General features: G+C 66.5%; 5 protein-coding genes. All 5 read left to right on the top strand.

Annotated features, from left to right (window positions below):
- Positions 1-27 precede the first annotated feature (27 nt).
- The 5 genes from nuoL to MJ783_RS03560 all read left to right on the top strand — a co-directional run bounded on the left by nuoL (position 28) and on the right by MJ783_RS03560 (position 7247).
- The gene (nuoL, locus tag MJ783_RS03580) at positions 28-1995 is read left to right on the top strand and encodes an NADH-quinone oxidoreductase subunit L (protein ID WP_239308492.1); all 1968 of its coding nucleotides are present in this window, start codon (positions 28-30) and stop codon (positions 1993-1995) included.
- A 1-nt stretch (position 1996) separates the two neighbouring features.
- Positions 1997-3637, top strand: coding sequence for an NADH-quinone oxidoreductase subunit M (locus tag MJ783_RS03575; RefSeq protein WP_239308470.1), 1641 nt, complete (start codon positions 1997-1999; stop codon positions 3635-3637).
- A 20-nt stretch (positions 3638-3657) separates the two neighbouring features.
- Complete coding sequence (gene nuoN / locus MJ783_RS03570) at positions 3658-5229, top strand: NADH-quinone oxidoreductase subunit NuoN (RefSeq protein WP_239308491.1); 1572 nt, start codon at positions 3658-3660, stop codon at positions 5227-5229.
- Between the two features lie 7 nt (positions 5230-5236).
- Positions 5237-6238 (top strand): polyprenyl synthetase family protein, encoded by a 1002-nt coding sequence (locus MJ783_RS03565; protein ID WP_239308469.1) that lies wholly within the window; start codon positions 5237-5239, stop codon positions 6236-6238.
- Between the two features lie 226 nt (positions 6239-6464).
- A complete protein-coding gene (locus MJ783_RS03560) occupies positions 6465-7247 on the top strand; it encodes a hypothetical protein (RefSeq protein ID WP_239308468.1) in 783 nt (260 codons plus the stop codon).
- Positions 7248-8031 lie beyond the last annotated feature (784 nt).

The raw sequence follows: 8031 nt of genomic DNA, 5'->3' as shown, positions 1-8031 counted from the left end.
GTGCCGACGCATCCGGCGGCCGTGCCGATGGTAACGAGGTACGCCATGCCGCATGAGCCGCACTACGCCTCCGCCACTGGCATCTTCTCGGTGATGTGGCTGTTGCTGGTGCTGCCGCTGGCGGGGGCGGCGATCCTGCTGCTGGGTGGGCGCCGTACCAACCGCTGGGGCCATCTGCTGGCTACCGCGGCCGCCGCCACGAGCTTTGTCGTGGCGCTGCTGCTGTTCTTCGCGCTGCTGGGGCGTAGTGGCGACGATCGGGCGGTCTCGCAGCACCTGTTCTCCTGGATTCCGGTCAACAGCTTCCAGGTGGACGCCGGGCTGCTCTTCGATCAGCTGTCCGCGCTCTTCGTCCTGCTGATCACTGGTGTGGGGACACTCATCCACGTCTACTCGATCGGTTACATGGCGCACGATCCGGCCCGGCGGAAGTTCTTCGCCTACATGAACCTGTTCCTGGCGTCGATGTTGCTGCTCGTGCTCGGTGACAACTTCCTCGTCCTCTATGCCGGCTGGGAGCTGGTCGGTCTCTCGTCCTATCTGCTGATCAAGTTCTGGGAGGACAGGCCGGCCGCGGCGACCGCCGCGAACAAGGCCTTCTATATGAACCGGGTGGGCGATGTCGGGCTGGCCCTGGCCGTCATGTTCATGTTCGCGACGGTCGGCAGCACGAACTTCGACACGGTGTTCGGCGCGGCGGCCGCGGGTGTGATCGGTTACGGGACGCTGACCGCGATCGCCCTGCTGCTCCTGTTGGGCGCCTGCGGGAAGTCCGGTCAGTTCCCGTTGCAGGCCTGGCTGCCGGACGCGATGGAGGGCCCGACCCCGATCTCCGCGCTCATCCACGCGGCCACGATGGTGACGGCCGGGGTGTATCTCATCGCCCGAGCCAATCCGATCTTCACAGAGACCCAGGCGGCCCGGACCGTAGTCGTGATCATCGGTGCCGGCACCATCCTGATCGGCTGCGTCATCGGCTGTGCCTACGATGACATCAAGAAGGTGCTCGCCTATTCGACGGTGAGCCAGATCGGTTACATGTTCCTGGCTGTCGGTCTCGGTCCGGCGGGCTACGCGCTCGGCATCATGCACCTGCTCGCGCACGGCTTCTTCAAGGCGGGGCTGTTCCTCGGCGCTGGCTCGGTGATCCATGCCATGAACGACGAGCAGGACATGCGAAAATACGGTGCCCTCTGGCGGCTGATGCCGGTCACCTGGGCCACCTTCGGTATCTGCTACCTCGCAATCATCGGGTTTCCACCGCTGTCCGGCTTCTTCACCAAGGACAAGATTATTGAAGCTGCCTTCGACAAGGGTGGGACCAGCGGATACCTGTTGGGATCGGCCGCGTTGCTCGGCGCGGGGATAACCGCCTTCTACATGACCCGGCTGTTTCTCATGACCTTCCACGGTGAGCGCCGCTGGTCGGACAAGGGGCCGCGGGCGGTACACCCGCATGAGTCCCCGAGGGTGATGACCGGCCCGATGATCCCGCTCGCGATCGGAGCGGCGGTTGCCGGTGGGCTGTTCGTGCTCGGTGGTTCCGTGCAGAACTGGCTGGCGCCGGTCGTCGGCGAGAGCGCGGAGGAGGGCGTGCACACCATGTCCCCGGTGGTTCTCACGGCACTCACCCTGCTTGTCGCCGCCGGTGGCTTCGCTGGCGCGTACCTGCGCTACCAGCTCCGTCCGGTCGAGGCCGTGGCCCCGCCCGACGCGGAGGTGGGCCTGGTGACCGTTGCCGCGCGGCACGATCTCTATGCGAACACCTTCAACGAAGCCGTGTTCATGCGTCCAGGTCAGTACGCCACCCGGTTCCTGGTCTGGCTGGACACCGTCGGGGTGGACGGTGCGGTCCGCGGCAGCGCCGCGGCGGTCGGCGGCCTGTCCGGGCGGCTGCGCCGGACCCAGACCGGATTCGTCCGCTCCTACGCGCTGTCGATGTTGGGAGGTGCCGTTCTCGTGGTCGGCGCGCTGTACCTGGTAAAGGTTGGCTGACGTGAACAGCTTTCCCTGGTTGACGACCCTGCTGGTCATTCCTGTCGTGGCGGCCGTTGTCGTGCTGGCCGTCCCGCGGCGGTTCGCCACGCTGGCCAAGCAGATCACGCTGGTTGTCACACTTGTGGAGTTCGGGCTGGCGCTGTTGGCCACCATCGCTTATGAGCCGTCCCGGGCCGGCTTTCAGTTTGCCCAGAAGTACTCCTGGATCAGACAGTTCGGGGTTTCCTACTCGGTGGGTGCCGATGGCATCTCGCTGGTTCTCATCCTGCTCGCGACGCTCCTGGTGCCGGTTGTCGTCCTGGCTTCCTGGGACGAGGTGACAGGCCCCGCGCCGGCCGCTGCCGCCCGTGCCGCCCGTGCCGCCGATCCGGGCGGGGCGGCTGCCGGCCCGGCTGCCGGTGTTGTGAGCAGGCGCAGCGTTCCCGCCTTCTTCGCGCTTCTGCTCGTTCTCGAGGCGGGGATGGTCGGCGTGTTCGCGGCGACCGATGTTTTCCTGTTCTACGTCTTCTTCGAGGCCATGCTGATCCCGATGTACTTCCTGATCGGGAGCTATGGAGCGGTGAAGGAGCAGGCGCAGCGTTCCTACGCCGCGGTGAAGTTCCTGCTGTACAGCCTGTTCGGCGGACTGTTGATGCTCGCCGCCGTGATCGGCCTGTATGTGGTCTCGGCCGATCAGCTGGGAACCGGCACATTCGATTTTGCCACCCTTCGTCAACTTGACATCACTCCGGGCGTCCAGAAGCTGTTGTTCCTGGGCTTCTTCATCGCGTTCGCCATCAAGGCGCCGCTGTTCCCCTTCCATACCTGGCTCCCCGACGCTGGCGCGCAGTCGCCGACCGGCGGCGCGATCCTGCTGGTGGGGGTCTTGGACAAGGTGGGTACCTTCGGGCTGATCCGGTACTGCATCCCACTGTTCCCGAAGGCCTCGTCCTACTTCGCGCCCATGGTGCTCGCCCTCGCGGTGATCGGAATCTTCTACGGCGCGCTGCTGGCCATCGGCCAGCGGGACATGAAACGCCTGGTTGCCTACACCTCCTTGGCGCACTTCGGCTTCATCGCCATGGGAACCTTCGCGCTGACGTCGCAGGGTGGGACGGGCGCGGTGTTGTATATGGTCAATCACGGTCTGTCCACGGGTCTGCTGTTCCTCGTGGTCGGCTTCCTGGTGGCCCGGCGTGGCAGCCGGGACGTCAGCGCCTATGGCGGGATGGCTCGGGTGACGCCGGTCCTGGCGGGGGTCTTCCTGATCGCGGGCCTGTCGTCGCTGGCGCTGCCCGGTCTGAACAGCTTTGTCAGCGAGTTTCTGGTGCTGGTCGGAACGTTCACGCGCTACCGGGCGCTGGCGATCGTGGCCACCTGCGGCATCGTGTTGGCCGCCGTCTACATCCTGTACCTCTACCAGCGGACCATGACCGGTCCGCTGGTCGGTGAGCAGGCTCGGGGGGTACTCGATCTCAGCCTTCGAGAGAAGATCGTTGTTGCTCCGGTAGTCGTTTTGATCATCGCCCTTGGTGTCTACCCGAAGCCCCTTATCAACATCATCCGTCCGACCGTCACGGCGACGTTCGAAGACGCCGGGCACACCGATCCGGCACCCACCATCCCCGTGAACGCAAGTCAGGCCGGAGGCCATTCGTGAGCGCTCCACCAACCGCCGTCCTGGCCCAGGACGCGCTGGCCCAGAGCATCCAGGGGACGATCGACGTCCCGCCGATCCAGTACGCGGCGTTGAGTCCGATCATCATCGTGTTCGGTGTGGCGCTGGCGGCTGTCCTCATCGACGCGTTCGCGTCGGCGAGGACACGCCGGCTCCTCCAGCCGCCGCTGGCAGCCGTTGGCTTCGCGGTGGCGTTCGTCGCGGTCGTGTTGCTGCACGGCCGGCGGCAGATCCTCGCGGCGGGCGCGGTGGCCATCGACAGCCCTACGTTGTTCCTGGAAGGCGCCATCCTGCTGTTCGCCTTCCTCGCGGTGCTGCTGGTCGCTGAGCGGCGGCTGGACTCCTCCGGAGGCGCGATCGTGGCCTCCGCGGCGGTTACCCCCGGTTCACCGGGCGCGACCGCCGCGCGGACTTCCGCCGCTGTGCAGACCGAGGTATACGCGTTGATGGCCTTCTCGGTGGCCGGGATGCTGCTGTTCGTCTCCGCCAACACGCTTCTGGTCATGTTTGTGGCGCTGGAGATCCTGTCCCTGCCGCTCTACCTGCTCGCCGGCCTCGCCCGTCGGCGGCGGCTGCTGTCCCAGGAAGCCGCGATGAAGTACTTCCTGCTCGGGGCGTTCTCCTCGGCCTTCTTCATCTACGGCCTTGCCTTCCTCTACGGCTATGCCGGCAGTGTCGATCTCGGCCGGATAGCCGATGCCGCGGGTACGGCCACCGCGAACGACACCTACCTGTACCTGGGCATGGCTCTTCTCGGTATCGGGCTCTTTTTCAAGATTGGTGCGGTGCCGTTCCACTCGTGGACCCCTGACGTCTACCAGGGCTCACCAACACCGATCACCGCGTTCATGGCCGCGGGTACGAAAGTGGCGGCATTCGGGGCGTTGCTGCGGGTTTTCTATGTGGCCTTCGGTGGGCTGCGCTGGGACTGGCGTCCCACGGTCTGGACGATCGCCATCATGACCATGGTGGTCGGCGCGGTGTTGGCGCTGACTCAGCGTGACATCAAGCGGATGCTGGCCTACTCGGCGATTGCGCACGCCGGCTTCCTGCTCACCGGTCTCGCCGCGGCGAACAGCGACGGGCTGCGCGGGTCCCTGTTCTATCTGGTCGCCTACGGTTTCACCACGATAGCCGCGTTCGGCCTCATCACCATGGTCAGGACCGCGGATGGTGAGGCGAGCGATCTGTCCCAGTGGCAGGGGCTGGGGCGGCGCTCTCCGGTCCTCGCGGGGATTTTCGCCTTTCTCCTGCTTGCTCTTGCGGGTATCCCACTGACCAGCGGATTCACCGGAAAGTTTGCTGTCTTCCAGGCCGCCGTCGCTGGGAACGCGACACCGCTTGTGGTGGTCGCCCTGGTGACGAGCGCGATCGCGGCCTTCTTCTACGTTCGGGTGATCGTGTTGATGTTCTTCCAGGAACCGGTGATGGATGGCCCGATAGTCGTCACCCGGCCGACCTTGACCTACGCCGCCGTCGGTATTGGCGCGATCATGACGCTGCTGCTGGGAGTCGCGCCACAGCCCCTGCTCGACCTTGCCGGTACCGCGGCCACGTCCGGCTTCGTACGCTGACGAACATATGAGTGCAACCGGGCTGGATCTCACGGGGATCAGGACAGATCCTGATCTTGGATATGCTGTTCGCCTTGGGCTTGACAAGGTCGAACGGATGCTGCGCACGGCCATCCACAGCGACGTGCCCTTCGTCACCGAGACGTCACGGCATCTCGTGGATGCCGGTGGCAAACGGTTCCGACCAATGCTCGTGCTGCTGGCGGCCCACTTTGCCGACCCCGACGCCGTAGGCGTCGTCCCGGCTGCGGTGGCGATCGAGCTCACTCACCTGTCGACCCTCTACCACGATGACGTCATGGACGAAGCTCCGTTGCGGCGGGGATCGGCATCGGCGAACGTCCGCTGGACCAACACGATCGCCATCCTGACCGGTGATTTTCTGTTTGCCCGTGCCTCTGACATCACCGCTGATCTGGGCCCCGCGGCCACCCGTATCCTGGCGCGCACGATCGCGACGCTGTGTGAGGGGCAGATCCGGGAAACGGTCGGCCCGGCCGCGGGACAGGATCCTGTTGATCATCATCTGCGTGTGATCACAGAGAAGACCGCGTCGCTGATCGCGGCCTCCGGTCGGCTCGGCGCCATGCTCGCTGGCTCCGATGCTTTCACCGCGGACACCCTTGCCGCGTTCGGTGAACGGTTTGGAGTGGCCTTCCAGCTTTCCGATGATCTGATCGATGTGGCCTCGGACGAATCGGCCTCGGGCAAGACGCCCGGCACCGATCTGCGTGAGGGCATCCCCACGCTGCCGGTGCTTTATGCGCTACAGGAGGGCGATGCCGCCGCGGCCAGGCTGCGCGATCTGATCGGGGACGGGTTCACCGCGGAGGGGGCCCTCGCGGAGGCGTTGGATCTGCTGCGTGGCCATCCAGCTATGCGGCGGGCTCGTGCCGAGGTAATCCGTTGGGCGAGCGATGCGCGTGACTGCCTGGCCTCGTTGGAGAAGGGCCCGGCCAGGGCCGCGCTGGAGGCGCTTGCCGACTATGTGGTGGATCGCACCGGATGATCACGGTGGTTGCGGTTTCCGGCACACCGCGGAAAGCTGGCCGGGACCGTTGAGAACGGCCGCCCACTCGGGCTGACGGGCGAGATCCGAGTGAGCGGCTCGTGGCGATGATTTTTATCGACTGTGCGGCCAGACCGGCGCAACGTCGTGGAGTTTCAACACGCTGTTCGAAAGATCCTGGATCGGGATACTCGCATTTACCGGAGTCGGGGCCGGAGCCGGAGTCGTGGTGGCCGGCGCGGCGGCTGTTTGCCCGGCGGCGTTCGGTGACTGCTGCCCAGGGGCAGTCGCGGAACCGCCGGTCTGCCCCACCGCTCCGGCGGTGGGCGTGCCGGTGGTGGCGGTGGGAGTGGCGGGAGCGGTAGGAGTCGGCGAAGCGGCTGGTGGCGGGCTGGCCGGAACCGTCGGCGAGGTGGCGTCGCCCGCGCCGGGCTGGGCCGGGTCCTGCGGGACGGTTGTGGCCTGCCCAGTGTTGGCCTGGGCAGCGGTAGCGACCTGTCCGGTAGCGGTGGGGACCGATCCGCTGGATGTCCCGTCGGTGGACGCCCCGGGGGTACCGGCCGGTGCCGGGGGCGCGGGTACGCCGGCCGGGATGCCGGCGGCGGGCACGCTGCCCGGCAGGTTCAGCTGCGGCCCGCCGATACCATCGGCCGCTGTGATCGGCCCGGTCCCCGCGGCGGCCCGGCCGGAAATGAGCGATCTGCTCCGGGCATCCGGTGGGAAGAGCCTTGCCGGCGGCTGGTGGGTACCGTATGACGCCTGGGTGGGGAGCGACCTGGTGAGTGACGCTCCTATACCGATCCCCGCGCTGGGCGTGGTCTCCATGGTCGCGGGACCGGTGATCGACGTGTCATTGCTCCCCGACAATGCCAGACCGGTCAGTATTACCGAGATGCCGGCCAGTGACGCGGTGCCGGCGACGACCAAGCGGCCGCGCCCCTGCTTTGCGGTGACGCGCCGGTGCGCGCCCCGGGAGCGGGCGGCGTTCGATCGAGTGCTGTCTGACTGAACGTTGCCGCTGCTGGGCACCGGCATGCCCGGCACCGGTCTGGCTGTCCGTTCCTCGGCGACCTTCGCCGTCCACGCTTGTCGCCGGTCCATCGGCGCGGCGGCAGTCACCGTGATCTGAGTACGCCGGGCTGAGCTGCTGACCGAGATCGGGCCGGTTACCGTATCGAGTTCGCCGGGTTCCAGCAGCTGGTGGCGGGGGAGGAACAGCGCCCCCGCGGGTCGTGGCGCCGGGGCTGCCCCGTGGGCCGGGCTGGCGGTCTCTGGGCTGACGCTCGGATGGGCATGACCGCGATCCGAGCGGCGTGGATTACTCGCTGTCTGCCGTGAATGCCGGCCGGCGGAGTGGCTACCCACAACCCACCTCGAATCTTGACTCGGGTGCGACATGAGGATACATCCACATTGTTCGGGCTTGCCGGCGACGAGGCGGTTCGTTGTGCACTGCTCCTCCGGATCAGTCGCTGATGGTAGCCCCCGAACCCCACCACCCGCCTGACTGATCCGGATTGATTCAGAAAGACGGATTCGGGACGCCAGTTGGTCTATGACCCTACCCGACTGGATATGGGCATCCGCGAGGGAGGTGGACAATTTTGCACCAAAGGTACTATCCGGATGTGGAGCGAGTGCGCCTCACGATCTCGATCGCTCTTCTGGCTGAACGGGTCGGAGCGCGGGGTGCCCGGATGCCCGGATGGGCCCGGCCCGTCGGGTGTCGACAGGTCGGGCCCATCCGGGCCGTGATTCGGTTCAACGGCTTAGAGCGCCCGGCAATAGGGGTG

The organism is Protofrankia sp. Cj3, from assembly GCF_917627355.1.
Taxonomy (GTDB): Bacteria; Actinomycetota; Actinomycetes; order Frankiales; family Frankiaceae; genus Protofrankia.
Note: the sequence above shows the minus strand (reverse complement) of the source record. Positions and strands in the feature narration are given on the sequence as shown.

Bases quoted from the DNA above. Each gene is read 5' to 3' on its own strand.
- nuoL (WP_239308492.1), top strand. From the start codon at position 28: ATGGTAACGAGGTACGCCATGCCGCATGAGCCGCACTACGCCTCCGCC.
- MJ783_RS03565 (WP_239308469.1), top strand. From the start codon at position 5,237: ATGAGTGCAACCGGGCTGGATCTCACGGGGATCAGGACAGATCCTGAT.